A 22,194-nucleotide genomic window follows, 5' to 3' on the forward strand; every position below is an offset into this window, starting at 1 on the left:
AAATCAATGTCACTATTTGACCATAGTATTAAAGAAATAGAAGCGAAATTACATAGCAAAGAAATTACAGTTAGTGACCTTGTGGATACTTCTTATAATCGTATTAAAGAAGTAGATGATAAGGTACATGCCTTTTTAACATTAGATGAAGAAAATGCAAGGGCAAAAGCAAAAGAACTAGATGCTGAGACTGATGCCACAGCTAAGTTATTCGGAATTCCTGCAGGGATTAAGGATAATATTGTAACGAAGGGATTACGTACAACTTGTGCTAGTCAGTTTTTGCGTAATTTTGAAGATCCATTATATGATGCGACCGTTGTAGAGAAGCTTAATGCAGAGAAGTCAGTAACAATTGGAAAACTAAACATGGATGAATTTGCAATGGGTTCATCAAATGAAAACTCTAGTTTCACTCCAACACGTAATCCATGGAACACGGATTATGTACCTGGTGGATCAAGTGGTGGTTCTGCTGCAGCAGTAGCAGCAGGAGAGGTGCTTTTCTCATTAGGTTCTGATACGGGTGGTTCGATTCGCCAACCAGCAGCATTTTGTGGAGTAGTCGGCTTAAAGCCTACATATGGACTAGTTTCCCGTTTCGGCTTAGTTGCATTTGCATCTTCCTTAGATCAAATTGGTCCACTAACTCGTACGGTTGAAGATAATGCCCGTGTTCTTGAGGTTATTGCAGGTCATGACCAAATGGATTCTACTAGTGCGAATGTAGAAATTCCTTCTTATACAGAAGCTTTAACTGGTGATGTAAAAGGATTAAAAATTGCTGTCCCTAAAGAGTATTTATCTGAAGGAGTAAACCCAGAAGTAAAAGAAGCGGTTTTAGCAGCGTTAAAAGTATATGAATCACTAGGTGCAACATGGGAAGAGGTTTCTTTACCACATTCTAAATATGCTGTTGCTACCTATTACTTATTATCATCATCCGAAGCATCTGCTAACCTTGCACGCTTTGATGGGGTTCGCTATGGCGTACGTTCTGAAAACGCGGAAAATATGATTGATATGTTTAAGAAGTCTCGTAGTGAAGGATTTGGTGAAGAGGTTAAGCGTCGTATTATGCTCGGTACCTTTGCACTAAGCTCTGGTTACTATGATGCGTATTACAAAAAAGCACAAAAGGTTCGTACATTGATTAAAAATGACTTTGATAACATTTTCGAAGAGTATGATGTCGTCATTGGACCTACTACACCAACACCGGCATTTAAAGTTGGCGAGAAAATTAATGATCCATTAACGATGTATGCGAATGATATTTTAACGATTCCAGTAAACTTAGCTGGAGTTCCAGGAATCTCTATACCGTGTGGATTCTCTCCTGAGGGACTTCCAATTGGTTTACAAATTATTGGTAAACACTTTGATGAAAGTACGGTGTTCCGTGCAGCACATGCATTTGAACAAGCAACTGACCATCATACGAAACGACCTCAAATAGGAGGTGCAAACTAATGAACTTTGAAACGATTATTGGTCTTGAAGTACACGTAGAGCTTAAAACGAAATCAAAAATCTTTAGTCCGAGTCCTAATGCGTTTGGTGCAGACCCGAACACTAATGTGAACCCAATCGATTTAGGTTACCCGGGTGTTCTTCCAGTATTAAACGAAGAAGCGGTAAACTTTGCGATGAAGGCTGCAATGGCACTTAACTGTGAAATTGCGACTCATACGAAATTTGACCGTAAAAACTACTTCTATCCAGATAACCCGAAAGCGTATCAAATCTCTCAATTTGATCAACCGATTGGTGAGCATGGCTGGATTGAAATTGAAGTAGGTGGCAAGAAAAAGAAAATTGGGATTACCCGTGTTCACTTAGAAGAGGATGCAGGTAAACTAACTCATGGTGAAGATGGTTATTCTTATGTAGACTTCAACCGCCAAGGTACACCGTTAATTGAGATTGTATCAGAGCCAGATATGCGTACACCAGAGGAAGCATATGCATATCTTGAAAAATTAAAGACGATTATACAATACACTGGTGTTTCTGATGTGAAAATGCAGGAAGGTTCACTTCGTTGTGATGCAAACATTTCTCTACGCCCATATGGACAAGATAAATTCGGTACGAAGACGGAGCTGAAGAATTTAAACTCTTTTGCTTTCGTACAAAAGGGACTTGAGTTTGAAGAAAAACGTCAAGAGAAAGTGTTATTATCTGGTGGAGAGATTCTACAAGAAACTCGCCGTTTTGACGAGAAGACTAAAGAAACAATCCTTATGCGTGTCAAAGAAGGTTCCGATGATTACCGTTACTTCCCAGAACCAGATTTAGTACCGCTTTATATTGATGAAGCTTGGAAAGAACGTATTAAGAGTGAAATTCCAGAGCTACCTGATGCACGTAAGCAACGTTATATTACGGAACTAGGTTTACCAGAATATGATGCAGCCGTGTTAACGGGTTCAAAAGAAATGGCCGACTTCTTTGAAGAAACGATTCAAAACGGAGCCGATATAAAGCAAGCATCTAACTGGTTAATGGGTGAAGTGTCTGGTTATATGAATAAGCATTATAAAGAGCTACATGAATTAGCTCTAACGCCAGTGTCTCTAGGGAAGATGATTAAGCTAATCGAAGACGGCACTATTTCTTCTAAAATGGCGAAAAAAGTATTCGCTGAACTAGTTGAAAAAGGTGGCGATCCGGAAGAAATCGTTAAAGCAAAAGGTCTTGTTCAAATTTCCGATGAAGGTCAATTACGGGAAGTGATTACTGGAATCCTAAATGAAAATGAACAATCCATTATTGATTATAAAAATGGTAAAGACCGAGCACTTGGCTTCTTAGTCGGGCAAGTAATGAAAGCAACTAAAGGACAAGCAAACCCTCCGATGGTTAATAAAATTTTAATTGAAGAAATGGATAAGAGATAACATTAATAAAGCGAAAGTCTGTAGATACATTCTACAGGCTTTTTTTATTCTAGATTATAAAATAATTGATTTAATTATCCCACTTTTCGTATTAGTTTTATTATCTTAAAAAGGATTAACAATTAGTACTTTAGTCCGATATAGTCTTTATGAAATCATTTACAGATCCTTTTGGAGGGAAAAACGTTGAAGGAAAAAAAGATTAAAAAGCTCAAAGAAAAAAAGGCAACAAGATCACTAAGTTTAAGAAATAGACTTGTCATATCATTTTTGATAGTCTTATTAATTCCAAGTATTGCAATTGGGCTGTTCTCTTATCAAAGCGCCAGTTCCAATATGGAAAAAAGTATGTTAGAATCAGCGCAAAAAAATGTCAATATCATGAGACAAACAGTAGATCAATTTATTCTAAATCAGATGGATATTGTTAATTATCTGGCAGATACAATCGTTACTACTGATATAGAAAATGACCATGATGATAGAACTAGAGGAATTCTAGACGAAATACAGAATTCTAAAGATGATATTTACGAACAAATTTATGTTGGTACACAAACCGGAGAGTTTATGAATTCCCCTACATCTTTTCAGAATCCGCCAGATTACGACCCAAGAAAACGCCCTTGGTATGAATTGGCAATGTCTGATAAAGGAAATGTAGTTGTAACAGATCCATATGTTTCGTCATCCTCAGGGGAGATTGTTGTAACCATTGCGAGGGTTACTGCAGATAATAATGGTGTAGTAGGGGTGAATCTAGAACTAAACAGACTCACTGAAATTATTAACTCGGTAACTATTGGCGAGGAAGGTTATCTATTTTTACTAGATGGTACAAAGAAATTTATTAGTCATCCTACTAGTGAAGCAGGATCAGAGGCAACGGAAGAATTTTTCGATAAACTATATGAATCTGAACAAGGTCAATTTAGTTACGTTCATGAGGGAAATCAGAAACAATTAGCATTTGCAACAAGTGACTCGACAGGGTGGAAAATAGCAGGATCTATGTATGATAGTGAAATTGATAAAAGTGTCAGCCCGATTTTAAAATCGACAATATTTATCCTTATAGTTTCATTATTACTTGGTGGAACAATAATTGTATTTATTATCCGTTCTATTTCTAAGCCAATTAAGGAATTGGTAGCAGCAAGTGATACGATGAGTCAAGGAGATTTAAGTGTTAGTATCGACTTAAAACGAAACGATGAATTAGGAACGTTGGCACAAGCATTTAATAAGATGCGTGAGAACTTGAATCAAGTCATTCACCAAGTTCGAGACAAATCAATTAGTTTAGCTGCATCAGCAGAAGAATTAAATGCAAGTACGGAACAAAACACTTCTGCAACCGAACAAATATCGACATCAGTTCAAGAGGTTGCTCAGGGCATGGATAATCAAAATAGTAGTATTTCACAAAGTTCTAAATTAGCGCAAGAAATGGTAGAGTCCATCAATCAAATTGCATCAAGCTCTGATGAAGTGTCAAGCACAGCTACGAATGCAATGTCAGCCGTGACAGAAGGAAATAACGCATTGGGTACAACGATTACGCAGATGGAATACATTAAACAAAATACTCATGAACTTTCTAGTAATATTGAAGGTCTAGGTAAATTATCAGAACAAATTAGTAATATTGTGGATGTTATTACCGATATCTCTGAGCAGACTAATTTACTAGCGTTAAATGCAGCGATAGAAGCAGCTAGAGCCGGAGAGCATGGTAAAGGCTTTGCTGTAGTAGCAGATGAGGTTCGTAAGCTTGCTGAGCAATCTTCTGACTCAGCTGAACAAATAAAAGAAGTGATAGGAACAATCCAAACAGAAACGATTAATACTGTAAAATCTATGGAAACAGCAACAGTAGAAGTAGAAAAGGGAATCGACATTGCTAATAATGCTGGTGAATCGTTTAAAAATATAACTGGTTATGTAGATACTATCACGAATCAAATAATGCGTGTTACTTCGGAAATTCAAGAGATTTCCTCTGCGACAGAGCATTTTAATAACACATTCAAAGAGGTTGCATCTATTGGAGACGCAATTTCAGACGAAACACAAAATGTTTCAGCATCAACACAACAACAGCTTGCATCAATGGAAGAAATCGCAGGGTCTGCTGCCTCACTAACTGCTGTCGCAGAAGAACTGCAACAATTAGTTGAAAACTTTAAACTCACAAGTAATGATAAATAAGCACGTAAAATAAATGTGCTACTTTTCAGGCTGTCGATTAATTCTCGACAGCTTGTTTAATTATGTTCAAAGTTTTTGCCAGCTATTCAGATAAGGAATAAATCTACTATTCTATTCAACAGGATAAAAAGTTATGGTAAGTCAATTTTCGTTAAGATATTTCGAAAGACTTTTCAAAATCGTAAAATATGGCTATGATAGTAATGCATGAAAATATATCCATATGGCTAAAAGAGATACTAATATAGATTTTTCTAGCATAATGTAGCATTGGAGAGGGGACATGTACGATGAAGAGAGCCCGTATTATATATAATCCAACATCTGGTAGAGAGGCATTCAAGAAGGAGTTGCCTGCTGTTCTAGAAAAATTGGAATTAGCGGGATATGAAGCTTCAGCACATGCTACAACCGGTGAAGGTGATGCAATAAAAGCGGCAAAACTTGCGGTTGAGCGGAAATATGACATCGTCATAGCTGCCGGTGGAGACGGTACAATTAATGAAGTTATTAATGGACTAGCTGAACAAGAATACCGACCGAAATTAGGTGTAATACCAGTTGGGACGACGAATGACTTTGCTAGAGCTTTAACTATTCCTCGTGATAGTATTCAAAAGGCTGTCGATGTGATTGTAGAGAATCATACGAAACTATTAGATATCGGAAAAGTAAATGAACAATATTTTATTAATATTGCAGGTGGGGGAAAGCTAACCGAATTAACATATGACGTTCCGAGTAAGCTGAAGACGATGTTAGGTCAACTAGCTTACTATGTAAAAGGAATAGAGATGCTTCCTTCATTAAAACCTGCTCGTGTTAAGATTGAGTATGATGGTAATATTATTGAAGAAGATATTATGCTCTTTTTAATCTCTAATACAAACTCTGTTGGGGGATTTGAAAAACTAGCACCAGATGCTTGCTTAGATGATGGATATTTCGACTTATTAATATTGCGCAAGACTAACCTTGCTGAATTTGTTCGAATTGCAAGCATGGCACTAAGAGGTGCACACCTAGAAGATGATCACGTCATCTATACGAAGGCAAGGCATGTAAAGGTTACCCCTGAAGATAAAATGCAACTCAATATCGATGGGGAATATGGAGGTTTACTACCTGGTGAATTCCGAAACCTTCAGCAACATATTGAGTTTTTTGTACCAAAATCCTATTTAAATAGGGAGACTACTGAATAATAGGTAGTCTCCTTTGTTTATGATATTATGGTAAGACAGTAAAAGTACGTAAAGGAAGATACATATATGGCTAAACAAGCTCCTGTGAAAAAGAATGAAACAGTAACCATCCGTTTTGAAGATTTAACCCACGAAGGAAATGGTGTTGGAAAGATCGATGGCTATCCATTATTTGTTCCATATGGTTTGCCTGGAGAAGAAGCAACTGTAAAAGTCGTGAAGGTTAATAAGAACTTTGGTTTTGGAAAACTGTTAGAAGTAAACAATCCAAGTCCAGAACGAGTGGAGCCCCCTTGTGATGTGTTTTATAAATGCGGTGGATGCCAGGTGCAGCATATGAGTTATAACTTGCAACTTTCCATGAAGCAGCAACAGGTAAAAAATGTGCTACGTAAAATTGCGCGTTTGGAACATGTACCTGTACATCCGACAATTGGAATGGAAGATCCTTGGCGTTATCGTAATAAAGTAGCCATCCCTGTTGGGGAAAAGGACGGTGAGTTGATAACTGGTTTTTATCAAATGCGTAGCCATCAAATTATTGAAGATATGGATACGTGTGTTGTACAAGAAGATTTAAATGATCGTATGGTCGAAGCAGTGAGAAGAATCGCAAACCGAGTTGGGATTGAATCGTATGATGAGAAAAGTCATACTGGTGTGCTAAGACATATTATGGTTCGTACTGGTCAAGAAACGAAGGAAACGATGATTGTGTTAATTACACGGACAAAGGAATTACCTCATGCGAAGGAATTCATTCGTGAATTAACAGAAACATATCCAAATGTGAAATCGATAATTCATAATATTAATTCAGCTAGAACGAACGTCATTCTTGGGGACAAAACAAAGGTCCTATGGGGACAGGAATATATTTATGATTCAATTGGGCCGATTCGCTTTGCCATTTCTGCGAAGTCCTTTTATCAAGTGAATCCTACGCAAACGAAAAGGCTTTATGAAAAAGCGTTAGAATATGCTGCGATAAGTGAAGAGGATACAGTTATTGATGCGTATTGTGGGATTGGAACGATATCACTATTCTTAGCCCAAAAAGCAAAGAAAGTATATGGAGTCGAAATAGTTCCGGAAGCTATCGATGATGCAAGAGTTAATGCGAAGCTTAATGGTATGACAAATACAGAATTTGAAGTTGGCACTGCTGAAGAAGTAATGCCGAAGTGGAAAGAAGAAGGATTAAAGCCTGATGTCATTGTTGTAGACCCACCTCGTAAAGGCTGTGATGAAGGTCTGTTAAATGCAATGATAGAAATGGGACCGAAGCGGATAGTGTATGTGTCCTGTAATCCTTCTACATTAGCACGAGATTTACGCATATTAGAGGACGGTGGCTACGAAACGAAGGAAGTTCAACCAGTGGACATGTTCCCTCAAAGTATGCATATTGAGAGTGTGGCTTGGTTGGAGAAAAAGCTGTCTAACTAAAAAATAGTTTTGTTAGTTAAAATAAACATTTGCTAGTCCGACCCTGATTTCGTAAAAATAAACTTTTGCGATTTCGGGGTCTTTTCATGCCCAAATCCTTGTCATTCCTGAATTCTCTCTTTTCTTGGTTTTTTTTATTTCACAAATGTTTTTTATAACTCCAAAATAAGATGGAAAAATCGGTGGATAACAAACGGAAAAACGACCATTTTTGATCCGGAAATCCTTCAAAATGGGGGTTCCGTAGAAAAACTTTATTTTAACTCGAACGATGGAGTTTAGAAGGGAGAAAAATCAGATGTATTTTTTTACGGTACAAAAGATTTTTCTATTTAAAAAGTAAATTTCCCAGTTAAAATAAACATTTCCGAATTCGGGGTCTTTTTCATGTCCATTCCTTGTCCTGCCTCGGTTTTCCGTTATAGTGGGCTGTTTTTTTGATGATGTTTTTCCAAAGTTAACTCAAAAATTTGAAGAAAAAGGGTAATAATATAAGTACTATAATACTTTGTATAAACGTTATGAAAATATCCTTTTTCCAAGTTTTTTTTTCACTAGGATAACGATAGAAAAACTTTTGTAGGATTAGTAACAGTATCCACCAACTGATAAAAGTTAAAATAATGTCACTAAAGTTTTGATAATACATTATTCTCTCCTCCTTCGAGTGATTCTAAATTTTGTTTGTGCTTACATATAGTACCTTAAAAATATATTAACACTTTTTAAATAAGAAAACTAATTATTATTGTAATAGTTAGTTTTCTTATTAAAATATAAAAGGAAAATGAATATTGCGTCTGATTAAACCCATATGTTTTTAACGTGGACATCGTTGACCCATTAAAGGGTCACGACAAAACATTCAATCTATATAGCAATTAATTGATTAATTAATCAATTAATTAATCAGATATCAAAAAAGTAGATTATACATATTTATGAACTACTTGGGAAAGTTCATTTGAAACATCCGAAAAAGTAAGGTAAAATCTTGTCGGAATTTATCGAACTTTCCCAATATAAGTATTTAATTAATATTTTATAATAGTAATATAAATACATTTAGTTTTAAAAAAGAGGATTGGAGGACAGGGATGAATTATTTAATAAAGAGAATATCATATTATTCTATTCTATAGAACTAGTGTATTTATTGTTCGAAAAATTATGTAGTAAGTATAAAAGGGGGACCAAAATTGAAAAAAATTATTAATCGAGTAACCTTTATTGCAGTATTTCTACTATCTTTTATTTTATCAACAAATGCAATTGAAGCCCATTGGACAAAGATATGTGAGGTCATTAACCCTCTTCAAAATACTTGTATTTTAAGTGGGAGTGCTGAGGACAAAATTGCAAAGTTTACAATTATTCATAGAGATAGTACAGCTAAGGTAGATCCTTATACTGTAAAAATGAAAAGTAACTCAATTGAAAATAATAGAATAGAAAGAGGGAGTCCATATTTGCAGGATTTTAAAGTTTATGATTATAAAAACGGTAAAACCTACACTTATACTAGTAGAAGAGGAAAATATTTAAATGATTTTAGTTATAATACAATTTCAATTAATAAGAATTTAGGTTATTACCCAGCAAGTGGAGAAAGGACTGCAACAACGCAATTTTTAAAAAGTGGTGGCCCACTTCAATGTGGTTTACCACAAGGTATATTCTGTAAGAACTATTCAACAGTAACCCAATTTGTAATAAAATAAACAAGGAGGATACCTAATGAGAATTAATAAAACTATAATTTCTATTACATCAGCACTATTGCTCGGAGTTGTCGGGGGAACAGGTTATTCACTTATCTTTAATGAAACGCAACCTCAAGCCTCCATTGAAGCAGATCAATTAATGGTTGTATCCGATGGTATTGTTTCAGAAGGAGAGGCATTGAATGGGGTTCAGTTTGCAAAAAAAATGTATACTATCGACAACGATAATCTTCCTTTTAAAGTTGGGGCAGTTAGCGAGGAAGTTTCGAATGTTATGGATTATGAGCAGGTATTTCATAGATATTACGAAGACGCATCGAAGGAATTTGTGTTAGAACTTCAAGTATCAAATTCAAATGTAATTCCAATGGATGAACCAGAGTCGAAATTATTCTTTAAGGAAGTTGACCTAAGTGATGGTATTAAAGGAAAGTACGCCGATAATGGTTCTGTAGAAATGTTATACTGGCAACAAGAAGGATTATCCTACAACATAGCTATTCATAGTGTAGGTAACGATGATAAGGTTTCTTTAAATTCTGAAGAAACTAGGGTTATATTTGGTGTTGAAAAAATGATAAACATTAGCAAAAATATGAAAAAATGACTCTATATGGGGGAATCCAACCTTTCATTCCAATGAACGCTGGATTTCCCACGTGTAGAGGTTTAGTGTTTTTGGACACTCTACAAGCTAAAGATGTTATTTAAAAAACAAAGCCTACAGTAGTCATCTCATCCAATACAGGAATAAAGACAATTATCTCACTAAACCTTGCTCTACTATGTCTAATTAATAAATTACATTTGGTAGTTTAAAATAAACAGTTGCTAATCCAACGCCAAATTCGTTAAAAAATACTTTTGCTATTTCCATCAAAAATCCAATTAATTCTCAGGTTTTCTTCAATAGAATCCCGAGTTTTTATGCCATTACAATACAAATCAATATCTTTTCAATAGTTTTCTTATAAACATATTAAGACTTTATCCCTTGGCAATATAATTCACCCTGATTGCGGTTCAGTAATAAAAACAATTGTTGTTCAATATATATTCGTTTTTTTTAAATAATCTCTTCTCGCCTTTGTCTATCTTCCGTCCCAAAACTATATTCCAACTCTGAAAAAATGGTGAAAAAACAGGTGAAAAACAGCGGGAAACGTTCAAAGTGGGGGTTCCGTATCAAAACCTTATTTTAACTCGAACGGTGGAATGCGGGTTTTTGATTGGTGAAAAAAGAAGCGTTTATTATAGTTGTACAAAAGCTGTCTAACTAAAATAAACATCTCTGAGTCAAAACGATTCAGACCCGGTTTTTGCGAAAATAAACATTTCCGATTTCCGGGTCTTTTTCATGTTTATCATGTTTTCCCGTTCAGAATAAATACATCTATTTGCAGGTACAAGACCAGAACAAGAAATGGTTAATTCTACTACTCCATATTCGTTAAAAAGTTAACTTTGTCACAAAAAATATAGAGTATAAAAGAATAAAATGTCATTGTGATGCTAAATATAATCAAAGAATTTAAAAAGCGACGGACACTACTATGGCCATGAGTTAATATAAATTAGAAATTTGTATTGCTGATATATAGAAACCATAGAGTAATATTAATGAGGTAATTTTTAATGGTGCTAACAATAACCATCATACTAACTATATTGGTAATTATCCTAGCATTTCGAACAAACTGTCTTCACAAACTAGAAGCAGTTGTACTTATTGTATTTATCTCTAATCTAGTTAATGATATTTATAGTATGGGTGGCCTAAACCTTGGACTTATATCAACCTCTAATAATATGGATGAATTTTTTTCGTTTGTTGTAATCAGTGCAGTACTGGTACCAGCATTGATCACTTGGATGGTAGGATTCTTTTTATCCATTCGTAAACATAGATGGAAATATTTATTGATAGTAAACATTCCATTTTTCCTCGTTGCTTTAGAATATACAGCAGATTCTGTAGGAATTATGGAACATCATCAAATGTCAATGTGGATGTCATGGTTAGTCTGGTGTGTTGTTCTTCTTATTGTATTTCTTTTTAGACGTATTTATTTTTTCCTTTTGAAAGGAGTTTAAGACATGTTATTATTACCCGTCCATTTTGATGAAAATGAGTGGTTTGTAATAATCGTTCTTATTTCTCTTATCATTGGATTTATTGTATTCCGTATAGTATTACCATCCGTTATCACTGTAGCAATACTGATTTATTTTGCCTCAATAGGCAAATGGACGGATTATGTTATAGGAATTAAATTTAAACAGTATCTGGCGCTCGACACATTCAAACAGGATTTATACGATTGGTTATGTTTAGGAATAGCCTATCCACTAGTAGGGTACTTTTTTGTGTATTTCATGGTTAGGTGGAAATTAAAGGGTATCTTTACAGTTATTTATATATTAGTTTGGTCAATCATGCTTGCATTTTCGGAATGGGTAGCTTCGTTATTTCACGTATTTATCTATATTGGATGGAATTTGATGTATTCCTTTATCGTATATTTGTCTGTTTTAACGTTATGTTTTTGCTACCTAAAGTTCATTCAACGATTGTATTATGAACTAATAGAAAAATAGCGAATTTCTCACAATCACCTCAAAAGTTTGCCATCACTCTATCACTTATCAGAAGAATGCTTTCCTAATTTACTCTGCAATAATTATTACTAGGAATATCATTTTCCGGTTTGAATTTAGCTAGTTCTCTCTATGTTCTTTGTCCTACTTTTATCCATGTCATTACTTGGTTTTTGCTAAATGTGGTACAATATCAAAAGTGAAATTTTATATCTTTCTCCAGCTTCATATTTCTTTTTCTTTCCTAATAAAATTGACGCGGAATATAACTTGAAGTGTGGGAACTTAAATGAATTTATAAGCTTTTTCAGCTAAACTAGTAATGAGAGGATTTGAATATATATGAATGATAACTTTTGGCATGAGTTACCAAAACCATTTTATATACTAGCTCCAATGGAAGATGTAACAGATGTTGTTTTTCGTCATGTGGTTAGTGAAGCAGGAAGACCGGACGTGTTTTTTACTGAGTTTACAAATACGGAGAGTTATTGTCACCCAGACGGGATTCAGAGTGTGCGAGGGCGCTTAACTTTTACGGAGGATGAGCAGCCAATTGTAGCTCATATTTGGGGGGACAAGCCTGAATATTTCCGACAAATGAGTATCGGTATGGCGGAAATGGGGTTTAAAGGTATAGATATTAACATGGGCTGTCCAGTACCTAATGTAGCAGGGAATGGCAAGGGCTGTGGTCTTATCCGTCGTCCAGACGTAGCTGCTGAATTAATACAAGCTGCAAAGGCTGGAGGATTACCTGTAAGTGTTAAAACAAGGCTGGGCTATACAAAAGTAGAAGAATGGCGTGACTGGTTAACACACATATTAAAACAAGACATTGTAAATCTTTCTATTCACCTACGTACAAGAGCAGAAATGAGTAAGGTAGACGCTCATTGGGAGTTAATTCCCGAGATTAAAAAGCTTCGGGACGAGGTGGCACCAGATACACTTCTTACTATCAATGGAGATATACCTGACCGTCAAACAGGGCAAAAGCTTGCGGAACAATATGGTGTTGATGGTGTTATGATTGGACGTGGCATTTTTAAAAATCCTTTTGCCTTTGAAAAAGAGAAGAAAGAACATAGTAGTAAGGAATTACTTGATCTTTTAAGATTGCATCTGGACCTCCATGATAACTATACGTCATTAAACTTACGTTCGTACAAGGCACTTCATCGATTTTTTAAGATATATATCCGTGAGTTTAAAGGTGCGGGTGAATTAAGAAATCAGTTGATGAACACAGAGTCTACAGATGAGGCGCGTTCCTTGTTAGATGAATTTGAGTTAAGATATCTTAAAAACTAATTATTAATTGAAAACAAGCATTTTCTAAGAAAACAACAAATTGACTTTCTTAATTAAACAAAATATAATACTAACTGTAACTTAACGTTAAGGAGGATTATGAAAAAGTGTATTCAATAAGACTACGTTTCCCAACTTTGAACCAGTAATTTAATACGGTCAAAGGCTCTGTTTGTGAGACAGAGTTAATGGGATTAGTCTGTCCTTTTTTAATAATCTTCGTAAAATATAAATTCAAATGAAGAAAGGCGGATTTTCTGCCTTTCTTTTTTTTGTTTTGATTCCCCTTTTTGAGGGTGATGCGGTATTTAACCTAACAAAATTATTATGTAGACACATCCCTTTACTCTAACTCACAGGCAGACGTCTGTGAGTTTTATTTTTATAGAAATAAAGATAGGAGGGAAGTTCTATGCAATTACTATTATTCTTTTAATACACGAGCTTTTGATTATTCAATGCTCGTATCGATTCAAGCTATCGGTACGAAATAAATAACAATATTTCGGGAGGTAGCAATATGGAACAAATTTGTTTCGAGTTAGAAAATATAGAAGTGAATTTTTTAGATAAAGAGATATTAAAAATGGAAAGACTGGCGGTACATCAATTTGACCGCATCGGTATAGTTGGTGAAAATGGTGCAGGGAAGAGTACCTTGCTGAAGTTACTAGCTGGTGAGATTCAACCAACAAAAGGTAAAGTGAATAGACATGTTGATTTTGGTTATTTCGAACAAATGGAACCACCTGTTAAGAGAGAAGCTGATCCGAAATTACTTGGGAAATTACACGTCCCTAAAGAAATGGAAGGCTTAAGTGGAGGGGAACAGACGAGACTAAAATTAGCTCAGCTGTTTAGTAATTATTACGAGGCATTGTTAATGGATGAGCCTACTACCCATTTGGACCAGGATGGAATTGCTTATTTATTTGAAGAACTACGTTATTATTATGGAGCCCTTGTCCTGATTAGCCATGATCGTGCGGTATTAGATGAACTAGTTACGACGATATGGGAGGTTAGTGACGGGAAGGTAATCGTTTATTCGGGAAATTATTCTGATTATGTAGCTCAAAAGCAACTTGAACGAGAACAACAAGCTCAAGCATATGAACAGTACGAGAAGGAAAAGTCTCGCCTAGAAAAAGCTGCTCAGGAAAAAATGAGAAAGGCTAGTAAAGTTGCACAAGCTGGTAAGATGACCAAAAGGGAAGCAAATGCAAAGCCTAACAAGACGTTTATGACCAAATCAAAAGGTACGAGTCAAAAGGCGATGGCCCGTGCAGCAAAAGCTATCGAACAGCGAATGGAGAAGTTAGAGGAAGTAGAAGCAGTTCCAGGCGAAAGACCGATTGTCTTTCATCAATCAAAAGCATTGGAACTCCATAATAAGGTACCGGTTATGGCTAATCAACTTACCGTTTTAGCTGGTGAAAAAATATTATTGGAAGATGTTAGCTTTCAACTACCACTAGGGAAGAAAATTGCCATCACAGGACCAAACGGTAGCGGGAAGAGTACACTTTTGCAATATATCATGAAGGAAGAAGAAGGAATAACCATATCACCTAAAGCGAAGTTCGGTTATTTCCGACAAATGAGTTATCAATTTTCAACGGATGAAACAGTTTTACAATTTTTAAAAAATCGTTCAGATTATGAAGAAGGTTTTTTACGGAGTGTATTACACTCTATGCTGTTCGTTGGTAATGACATTCAGAAACAAGTGAAATCTTTAAGTGGTGGAGAGGCTATTAGGCTGCAACTTTGTCATTTATTTTTAGGTAGATATAACATCTTATTACTAGATGAACCAACTAATTTCTTAGATATTCGTGCGATTGAGGCGTTAGAAAGATTTGTTGCTTCCTATGATGGAACGATAATCTTTGTGTCGCATGACAAGCAATTCATTAAGAATGTAGCAGATATCCAGTTTAAAATTGTAGATAAAAAGCTCACTCAACAGTAAAGAAGAGGCTGGGACATAACAAAATTGTACAGAAGTAAAGCCGAATGATTCACCATACTAGCACCGGAAATATACGGAGACTCCAGCGGGAGGAAAGGCATCGGTGAGACCCCGCAAGTGCGTTAGCACGAGGAGGCTCACCAGCCGCCCGCGGAAAGCGTAGTATATTTCCGGTGCGTCGTAGGTGCACTACATTCGGTTATTCGTTTGACTAAAAAACTTTTGTCCCAGCCTCTTCTTATTAGCTGTACTATATCGTCGTCTCCGATTTACTTTGAATATTTTCAGCCGTAAATCCCATTTTATTTATCCTATTAACGATTTCAGAAATGCTTGTTAAATCACGATTGAATGTGACAGTGCCATTTTCTGTTTCATAGTTAACACTTACTTCGGCTACTCCAACTAGTTTTGAAAGAGATTTCTCTACCTTTTTTGGGCAATCTGGACAATGCATTCCTTTTATATCTATGTAAATTGTTTCATTCATTCTGTTCACCACCTTTGTTATTAGACGAATTTTTCATGCCTCTATTTCATTCTACTGTGAGTTAAAGGAATATATGAAAAGGAATTCCAATTATAAGTTGCTTCCATTATTGATATAACGTATGTTTGATTTTGTTAAATATAATCAACAATTGAATTATAGAAATTAAACTTACTTATTTTTGAATAATTCATGAACATTTATGGGATTAATAATGTTTTCACACTTTATTCACATGAATTATATTGAATAATTATAGTAGTGCTGATACATTCTTGTTAGAAGTTGTTATTTTTTGTTAAGAATAGTTATGAGAGTTAGGAGGCAGGAATTAATATGTTACCACTCGAACGTCAAAAACGTATTAAAGAATTAGTGTTAGAACATCATACTATGAAAATCTCAGATCTAAGTAAGGTAATCGGTGTATCCGAGATGACGATTCATAGGGATTTAAAACCGTTAATTGATGAAGGGTTTCTGTTAAAGACGTTTGGTGGTGTTACACTAGCAAACAATAACAATAATAAAAAATCATCTTCAGATGAATGTATTCTATGCAACCGTAAAGTAAATGAACGTTTGGCATACCGCTTATTCATGCCTAAGAACAAAATTGAAGTTGCGTGTTGTGCTCATTGTGGACTTCTCCGTACTCGTCAATTAGGTGATCAAGTAATTCAATCGATTTGTCCTGACTTTTTTAGACAGACAACGATTAGTGCACCATTGGCTTGGTATGTTATGGATACTACGGTTGAGATGGGCTGCTGTCAACCACAGATTTTAACTTTTGAGTGGAAGGAACATGCCGATAATTTCGTGAAAGGCTTTGGAGGAAGCGTTTATAGTTTTAGTGAAGCTTTGGATGCTATTTTTCAAAAGATGAGTGGACATGATTCAAGCTGTAGTAATCATCAATAAAAGTATAAACAACTATTGTTTATTTAGAATAAATGGAGGATTTAAAATATGAAAAAATATATTGGAATACTGATGTTTGCATTGATTGTAGTGGCTTTAGCCGCATGTGGTAAGGATGAGGGAAATACGGAAGTGGAAGAAGAAGTTGGGGTGCTAGAAGTTGATTTTCAATTACCTGAAACAGCTGAGGCTGGAGAAAAGGTGGAATTAACAGCTATCGTTACATATGGTGATAACAAAGTAACTGATGCGGATGAAATGGAATTTGAATATTGGATGCAAGGTAATGAAGATGAAACAACAACTGTTGAGGCAACTAACAATGCGGATGGAACATACACTGCAGAAATAAGCTTTGATACAGATGGAGTTTATGAAATTTATGCTCATACTACAGCAAGAGATATGCATACGATGCCTAAGAAATCCATTACAATTGGTGAAGGTCATGCAGCTCATCATGAGGAAGAACATCACGATGATGAAGGAAGCCATGAACATGGACATAGCCATAGCCATACAGAAGGCTTTGCTATGCACTTTATTGAGCTTGAAGATGTACAAGTAAATGAAGAAGTCGAACTTGGATTACATTTAGAAATGAATAATGAACCTCTTGAAGGGGCAAGAGTTCGCTATCAAATAAATAAAGATGGAACGGAAGAGTATGCTTGGGTTGATACAGAAGAGTCAGCTCCTGGAGAATATAGTAATTCGCATTCCTTTAATACTGCAGGAACGTACACAATTGTTATTCATGTTGAGAATGATGAGGGCCTGCATGAGCATGAGGAACACACGATAGAAGTAAAATAAATATGTCGTCATGAACTCGGAACAAGTGAAAGCCTAATAGGAAGCTTTCACTTTTCTTTTATAATAATAAATCGGGAGGTAACGAAAATGAGAAGTGAGAAAGAAATGATGAATCTTTTCCTTGAGTTTGCTAGAAATGATGATCGAATTCGCTTCGTAACACTAGAAGGCTCACGTACAAATAAAAACATTCCCCATGACACTTTTCAAGATTATGATATTTCCTATTTTGTAACAGATATGGATTCTTTTAAAGAGAATGATCGATGGTTAGACCGATTTGGAGAGCGCTTAATCATGCAAAAACCAGAAGCTATGGAGTTATTTCCGCCAGAGCTTGGGAATTGGTTTTCTTATCTCATGATATTGGCAGATGGGAATAAAGTAGATTTAACATTAATTCCAGTTAATGAAGTGGCAGAATACTTTTCCTCTAGTGATGGTTTAGTAGAAGTACTTCTTGATAAAGATAGCCTTATTAAACATAAGGTAATCCCGAATGATAGAAAGTATTGGATAAAAAAGCCTACAGCAAGGGAATTTGATGATTGCTGCAATGAATTTTGGTTTGTATCCACATATGTTGTGAAGGGGCTTGCCAGGAGAGAAATCTTATATGCCATCGATCACTTGAGTGAGATTGCTAGACCGAATTTATTACGAATGATGTCTTGGCACATTGGGTTAGAAGGAGGATTTAATTTCAGTTTGGGGAAAAATTATAAATTTATTAACCACTATTTGCCAAAGACTGATTGGGAGACATTACTTACAACCTATACTCAAGATAGCTACGAAAACATGTGGCGGGCTTTATTTGCTTGCCAGGAACTATTTAGAAAGTACTCTAAGTCTGTTGCTAAAAGCTTAGCATATGATTACCCGGGTTATGATGAAGCGATAACACAGTATACGAAAAGGATTTATCTTGAAGTCGATTTAATGTAGATTTTTTTGTTTAAAAAGTCATTGACAAAAGAAGGAAAAGGGAGTAATTTGTGGGTAGATAGTAAAAATTATATTTCCGAACACCTTTTATTCGCTGAATCTTTATAGAGCGGGGGAACCAATAATGATAGTTAATCTATCTAGGGGTGAATCTTACTTTGTAAGAGGGGATACTCTCAGTCCCTAATCCGACAGCTAACCTCGTAAGCGTTACAAGTATTATTCGAGAGAAAGGTCTAAGGGTTACCTTAAGACCATTCTAATTCGTGATGGTCTTTTTTCATGCTTTGTACAGCGAATTATTGCTTGTGTTGGGGAATTTTGGGAGGGAACATATGGAGAAGTAATAAGTTTCATAGGGTTGTAGATAGCCCGCCCATCCTTTCCTCATGATTACGAATGACCACATTGGTCATTTTGTTCAAAATAGAAAGGGGGGAATCATCTTGAATTCTTTATTTCATAATTTAGATTCAGTAAAACAACAGCGTATAATAAACGCTGCGTTTGAAGAATTTATGCAGAGTGGCTATGCGAAAGCATCCACAAATGAAATTGTAAAAAAGGCACAAATATCAAAAGGTTCACTGTTTAACTATTTTACTAGCAAGAAAGATTTATATGTTTATTTAATCGAACACAGTGTTCAAATTATCGAGAAAATATATGAACACATTGATTTGAATGAAAGAGATATTTTTCGAAGGCTTGAGAAAATAGGCTTGTATAAGTTACATCTCCAAAAGAGATACCCTAAAATATTTGATTTTCTAATTTCTTTAAAACTTGAGGAATCAGAGGAAGTAAGGAAGGAAATTAGCAATCGAATTGATACTATTCAGGAACAAGGTGTTTCCAAAATCTATGAGAATATAGATTACTCTATGTTTCGTGAAGATATTGATATTCAAAAAGCGATAGAAATTATGAATTGGACGATGTTTGGCTTTGGAGAGAAGGCAATTAGTCAATTAGATACGTTTGAGTTAGTTGGAGAGGAATATCTGAAAGAATGGGAAAGTTATTCTAACATATTAAAGTCTAGTTTTTACAAATAAGGAGGATGAAACATGAGTGTTCTTGAAGTTAAAGATTTAACAAAGCGATTTGGAAAGTTTACGGCTTTAGACGGTGTTGACTTTGAGGTTGGAAGTGGTGAAGTGTTTGGATTTATTGGTCCTAACGGTGCTGGTAAATCTACGACGATACGTGTATTACTTGGTATTTTAAAGGCTACTGAGGGGGAAGTGAAATTATTCGGTAAAGATGCTTGGCAAGATGCTGTAGAAATTCATAAACGAGTTGCATATGTGCCAGGGGACGTCAATTTATGGCCAAATCTAACTGGTGGGGAAGTAATTGACTTATTCGTTAAACTAAGAGGAACGAATAATAAAAGCAGAAGAGAAGAGTTAATTAAGAAATTTAATTTAGATCCTACTAAGAAATGTCGTACCTATTCGAAGGGGAACCGCCAAAAGGTAGCACTTATAGCAGCATTTTCATCAGATGCTGATTTGTATATTCTAGATGAGCCAACTTCAGGACTAGATCCCCTAATGGAGCAAGTATTTCAGGAATGTGTGATGGATGTTAAACGTAGAGGGAAAAGTGTCCTATTATCTAGTCATATTCTATCTGAAGTAGAAAAATTATGTGATAGAGTTGGCATCATTCGTCAAGGGCAAATCATTGAAACGGGAACGCTAAATGAGCTACGTCATTTAACCCGTACTCATATTCTCGTGGAAACGAAGGAAAAGATAGAAGCTTTGCAGGAATTACAAGGGGTGCATGAAATAGAAGAAAAGGATCAAGGTTTGACATTCCAGGTGGATACAGAAGAGCTGGATAAAGTAATTAGACATATTAGCCAGTTCGGAATAGTAAAGTTGGAAAGCGCACCGCCAACGCTTGAGGATCTATTTATGCGTCATTATGAAAGTAAAGATAAAACGGAAGGGAACGAAGCGGGAGGTGTCCTTTAATGGGCGATAGTATTTTTTCTAACACAGGCAAATTATCACGATTCATTCTCCGTCTTGATAGAATAAGAGCACCATTATGGATTATTGGATTAGCGCTATTCTCACTAATCGTACCACCTGCCTATGATAGTTTATATCCAACTCAAGAGGATAGAGACACGATGGTCGAAACAATGGCTAATCCTGCAATGACAGCTATGATGGGTACTGGTGATCTGGAAAATTATACAATTGGTGCAATGACAGCCCATCAAATGCTAGTCATGACGGCGGTGCTCGCTGGTTTAATGGCAATTTTACTCGTTACGAAACATACAAGAGCAGATGAGGAAGATGGTCGGATAGAAATGATCCGTTCCTTACCAGTTGGGCGTCTTTCTTACTTAAATGCTACATTACTCGTAACGAGCGGAACATTTATTACCTTAGCATTAGTAACAGGCTTTGGATTATATGGACTCGGTATCGAAAGTCTCGATTTAGAAGGCTCGTTATTATATGGAGCTGTATTAGGTGGGACTGGATTAGTGTTTACAGGTATAACGGCAATTTTTGCTCAAATCTCAGAAAGCTCACGAGGAACGATTGGATGGTCCATTGCCATTCTGCTGTTTGCGTATCTGTTTCGTGCGGTTACGGATATAAGTAATGAGGCATTATCGTGGCTATCACCAATAGGATGGGCGTCAAAAGCTGAAGTTTATTCATCTAATAATTGGGGTCCGATTGTTTTAATGGTAGGCGTTTCTATTATTTTTTTCATTATAGCAAACTACTTAAATAGCATTCGTGATTTAGAGCAAGGCTTTATTGCTGCTAAACCAGGGCGTAGTTTTGCATCGCGTTTCTTACAAAGTCCAATTGGCTTGGCGTTTCGCTTACAACGTACCGGATTTATTTCTTGGGCGATTGGTATGTTTGTGCTAGGGGTGTCTTATGGATCGATATTTGGTGATTTGGAATCGTTTTTTGAAGGAAATGAAATGTATATGCAAATGCTACAACTATCTGAAGGTTCTTCTATAGCAGAACAATTCATTCCAACGTTAATGATCGTGATTTCGTTAATTGCAACAGTACCAGCTGTAATGGCTATGAATAAGCTTCGTGGTGAAGAGAAGAAAAACCGTTTAGACCATTTACTAGGAAGGGCTGTATCACGGTATAAGCTTATTGGTTCATACGTTGTGATAGCTATTGTAAATGGCTTTGTGATGATTTCGTTAAGTGCAATTGGTCTATGGTCAGCAGCAACTTCTGTAATGGAAGAAGGGTTTGATTTTGGTATGATCTATGGTGCAGCTATAGTATTTTACCCAGCAATGCTTGTTATGATTGGAATTGTGGCATTACTTAATGGCCTTTTACCAAGATTAACCTACTTAATTTGGATATATTTTATTTATTCCTTTTTCGTCCTATATTTAGGGAACTTAATGCAATTCCCAGAATGGGTAGGAAAGCTATCTCCATTTGGTTATGTTCCAAAAGTTCCAATAGAGGATGCAACATTTATGCCGATGTTCTTATTAACGGTATTGGCTATAGTGTTAATGGCTATTAGTTTTGTTTGCTTTAGACGGCGGGATATTGAGAATTAACATCGATTAACACATTTATCAAACTGAAGGTTTCCGTTAATTTACGGA

Annotated in this window: 18 protein-coding genes and 1 riboswitch; of the genes, 17 read left to right on the forward strand and 1 reads right to left on the reverse strand. The window is 35.7% G+C overall.

Going from position 1 to position 22,194, the window contains the following annotated elements:
* Positions 1-6 precede the first annotated feature (6 nt).
* From gatA to AB1K81_RS15005, 11 genes are all read left to right on the forward strand, one after another.
* A complete protein-coding gene (gene gatA / locus AB1K81_RS14955; RefSeq protein WP_412977475.1) occupies positions 7-1,473 on the forward strand; it encodes an Asp-tRNA(Asn)/Glu-tRNA(Gln) amidotransferase subunit GatA in 1,467 nt (488 codons plus the stop codon).
* On the forward strand, positions 1,473-2,903 hold the full coding sequence (gene gatB, locus AB1K81_RS14960) for an Asp-tRNA(Asn)/Glu-tRNA(Gln) amidotransferase subunit GatB (RefSeq protein ID WP_412977476.1): 1,431 nt from the start codon (positions 1,473-1,475) through the stop codon (positions 2,901-2,903). Before gatA ends, gatB begins: the two co-directional genes overlap by 1 nt.
* Before the next feature lie 186 nt (positions 2,904-3,089).
* Positions 3,090-5,114: a methyl-accepting chemotaxis protein gene (locus tag AB1K81_RS14965; protein WP_412977477.1), complete on the forward strand. Its 2,025-nt coding sequence runs from the start codon at positions 3,090-3,092 to the stop codon at positions 5,112-5,114.
* Between the two features lie 290 nt (positions 5,115-5,404).
* Positions 5,405-6,319, forward strand: a complete 915-nt coding sequence (locus tag AB1K81_RS14970) for a diacylglycerol kinase (protein ID WP_412977478.1) — start codon at positions 5,405-5,407, stop codon at positions 6,317-6,319.
* 66 nt (positions 6,320-6,385) lie between these two features.
* Positions 6,386-7,768, forward strand: coding sequence for a 23S rRNA (uracil(1939)-C(5))-methyltransferase RlmD (gene rlmD, locus AB1K81_RS14975; protein ID WP_412977479.1), 1,383 nt, complete (start codon positions 6,386-6,388; stop codon positions 7,766-7,768).
* Between the two features lie 1,199 nt (positions 7,769-8,967).
* On the forward strand, positions 8,968-9,489 hold the full coding sequence (locus tag AB1K81_RS14980) for a hypothetical protein (RefSeq protein WP_412977480.1): 522 nt from the start codon (positions 8,968-8,970) through the stop codon (positions 9,487-9,489).
* Positions 9,490-9,505: 16 nt separating this feature from the next.
* Positions 9,506-10,099 carry a hypothetical protein gene (locus AB1K81_RS14985; protein WP_412977481.1) on the forward strand — a complete coding sequence of 198 codons (594 nt, stop codon included), beginning with the start codon at positions 9,506-9,508 and terminating at the stop codon, positions 10,097-10,099.
* Positions 10,100-11,127: 1,028 nt separating this feature from the next.
* Positions 11,128-11,586 carry a hypothetical protein gene (locus tag AB1K81_RS14990; protein WP_412977482.1) on the forward strand — a complete coding sequence of 153 codons (459 nt, stop codon included), beginning with the start codon at positions 11,128-11,130 and terminating at the stop codon, positions 11,584-11,586.
* Between the two features lie 3 nt (positions 11,587-11,589).
* Positions 11,590-12,090: a hypothetical protein gene (locus AB1K81_RS14995; RefSeq protein WP_412977483.1), complete on the forward strand. Its 501-nt coding sequence runs from the start codon at positions 11,590-11,592 to the stop codon at positions 12,088-12,090.
* 342 nt (positions 12,091-12,432) lie between these two features.
* Positions 12,433-13,404 carry a tRNA dihydrouridine synthase gene (locus tag AB1K81_RS15000; RefSeq protein ID WP_412977484.1) on the forward strand — a complete coding sequence of 324 codons (972 nt, stop codon included), beginning with the start codon at positions 12,433-12,435 and terminating at the stop codon, positions 13,402-13,404.
* 520 nt (positions 13,405-13,924) lie between these two features.
* Positions 13,925-15,379, forward strand: coding sequence for an Msr family ABC-F type ribosomal protection protein (locus AB1K81_RS15005; RefSeq protein WP_412977485.1), 1,455 nt, complete (start codon positions 13,925-13,927; stop codon positions 15,377-15,379).
* Positions 15,380-15,629: 250 nt separating this feature from the next.
* Here AB1K81_RS15005 and AB1K81_RS15010 read toward each other — a convergent pair whose 3' ends face one another.
* Positions 15,630-15,869: a heavy-metal-associated domain-containing protein gene (locus tag AB1K81_RS15010; RefSeq protein ID WP_412977486.1), complete on the reverse strand. Its 240-nt coding sequence runs from the start codon at positions 15,867-15,869 to the stop codon at positions 15,630-15,632.
* Between the two features lie 336 nt (positions 15,870-16,205).
* On the opposite strand from AB1K81_RS15010, the gene AB1K81_RS15015 reads away from it, so the two are divergent.
* The 6 genes from AB1K81_RS15015 to AB1K81_RS15040 all read left to right on the forward strand — a co-directional run bounded on the left by AB1K81_RS15015 (position 16,206) and on the right by AB1K81_RS15040 (position 22,146).
* Positions 16,206-16,793, forward strand: a complete 588-nt coding sequence (locus AB1K81_RS15015) for a DeoR family transcriptional regulator (protein ID WP_412977487.1) — start codon at positions 16,206-16,208, stop codon at positions 16,791-16,793.
* A gap of 48 nt (positions 16,794-16,841) precedes the next feature.
* Positions 16,842-17,609: a FixH family protein gene (locus AB1K81_RS15020; protein WP_412977488.1), complete on the forward strand. Its 768-nt coding sequence runs from the start codon at positions 16,842-16,844 to the stop codon at positions 17,607-17,609.
* Positions 17,610-17,696: 87 nt separating this feature from the next.
* A complete protein-coding gene (gene ant(6), locus AB1K81_RS15025; protein ID WP_412977489.1) occupies positions 17,697-18,557 on the forward strand; it encodes an aminoglycoside 6-adenylyltransferase in 861 nt (286 codons plus the stop codon).
* 82 nt (positions 18,558-18,639) lie between these two features.
* A riboswitch (cyclic di-AMP (ydaO/yuaA leader) is annotated at positions 18,640-18,782 on the forward strand.
* Positions 18,783-19,003: 221 nt separating this feature from the next.
* Positions 19,004-19,615 (forward strand): TetR/AcrR family transcriptional regulator, encoded by a 612-nt coding sequence (locus tag AB1K81_RS15030; protein WP_412977490.1) that lies wholly within the window; start codon positions 19,004-19,006, stop codon positions 19,613-19,615.
* A 12-nt stretch (positions 19,616-19,627) separates the two neighbouring features.
* Complete coding sequence (locus tag AB1K81_RS15035) at positions 19,628-20,545, forward strand: ABC transporter ATP-binding protein (protein ID WP_412977491.1); 918 nt, start codon at positions 19,628-19,630, stop codon at positions 20,543-20,545.
* Complete coding sequence (locus AB1K81_RS15040) at positions 20,545-22,146, forward strand: ABC transporter permease (protein WP_412977492.1); 1,602 nt, start codon at positions 20,545-20,547, stop codon at positions 22,144-22,146. The genes AB1K81_RS15035 and AB1K81_RS15040 overlap by 1 nt, the downstream gene beginning before the upstream one ends.
* Positions 22,147-22,194 lie beyond the last annotated feature (48 nt).

It is taken from the genome of Ornithinibacillus jepli, assembly GCF_047228935.1.
GTDB lineage: Bacteria > Bacillota > Bacilli > Bacillales > Amphibacillaceae > Ornithinibacillus.

Bases quoted from the DNA above. Each gene is read 5' to 3' on its own strand.
- AB1K81_RS15040 (WP_412977492.1), top strand. From the start codon at position 20,545: ATGGGCGATAGTATTTTTTCTAACACAGGCAAATTATCACGATTCATT.
- AB1K81_RS14985 (WP_412977481.1), top strand. From the start codon at position 9,506: ATGAGAATTAATAAAACTATAATTTCTATTACATCAGCACTATTGCTC.
- AB1K81_RS15010 (WP_412977486.1), bottom strand. From the start codon at position 15,869: ATGAATGAAACAATTTACATAGATATAAAAGGAATGCATTGTCCAGAT.
- AB1K81_RS15000 (WP_412977484.1), top strand. From the start codon at position 12,433: ATGAATGATAACTTTTGGCATGAGTTACCAAAACCATTTTATATACTA.
- AB1K81_RS15035 (WP_412977491.1), top strand. From the start codon at position 19,628: ATGAGTGTTCTTGAAGTTAAAGATTTAACAAAGCGATTTGGAAAGTTT.
- AB1K81_RS15020 (WP_412977488.1), top strand. From the start codon at position 16,842: ATGAAAAAATATATTGGAATACTGATGTTTGCATTGATTGTAGTGGCT.
- AB1K81_RS14970 (WP_412977478.1), top strand. From the start codon at position 5,405: ATGAAGAGAGCCCGTATTATATATAATCCAACATCTGGTAGAGAGGCA.
- gatA (WP_412977475.1), top strand. From the start codon at position 7: ATGTCACTATTTGACCATAGTATTAAAGAAATAGAAGCGAAATTACAT.
- AB1K81_RS14990 (WP_412977482.1), top strand. From the start codon at position 11,128: ATGGTGCTAACAATAACCATCATACTAACTATATTGGTAATTATCCTA.
- gatB (WP_412977476.1), top strand. From the start codon at position 1,473: ATGAACTTTGAAACGATTATTGGTCTTGAAGTACACGTAGAGCTTAAA.
- AB1K81_RS15015 (WP_412977487.1), top strand. From the start codon at position 16,206: ATGTTACCACTCGAACGTCAAAAACGTATTAAAGAATTAGTGTTAGAA.
- AB1K81_RS14995 (WP_412977483.1), top strand. From the start codon at position 11,590: ATGTTATTATTACCCGTCCATTTTGATGAAAATGAGTGGTTTGTAATA.
- rlmD (WP_412977479.1), top strand. From the start codon at position 6,386: ATGGCTAAACAAGCTCCTGTGAAAAAGAATGAAACAGTAACCATCCGT.
- AB1K81_RS15005 (WP_412977485.1), top strand. From the start codon at position 13,925: ATGGAACAAATTTGTTTCGAGTTAGAAAATATAGAAGTGAATTTTTTA.